This window comes from Neisseria sp. P0009.S007, assembly GCF_051962515.1.
The window spans coordinates 1-307 of record NZ_JBQCVF010001027.1; the positions used below are offsets into that span (position 1 = coordinate 1).

Genomic DNA, 307 nt, shown 5'->3' on the forward strand with positions numbered 1-307 from the left:
GATCAGGCTTAAAACGGCGGTGGTCAGCACGAGCAGGCCGCCGATGCGGAGTTTGGTTTGGTTGTCCATGAAGTTGCAGTTCCTTGTAAGGGTGGAAGGTCGTCTGAAAAGGGGTTGCAGTGGACGGGCAAGCGGCGGCGTATCTCTGAACGCGACGAATGCTTGTCAATCCGTTGCATTGAGTGGTGGACGGATTTCAGACGACCTCAAATATCATAACTTTATGTTTAACGGTATTTTACAGTATTTTTGCCGTTTGGGCGCGTACAGAAGCGATGCTGCATACAAACTTTCACGCTTTTTGCAC

General features: G+C 49.8%; 1 protein-coding gene. It reads left to right on the forward strand.

Annotated features, from left to right (window positions below):
* Positions 1–43 precede the first annotated feature (43 nt).
* Positions 44–307 (forward strand): hypothetical protein (locus ACTHS3_RS17610; RefSeq protein ID WP_440368711.1); only part of this gene is annotated, 264 nt, incomplete at its 3' end.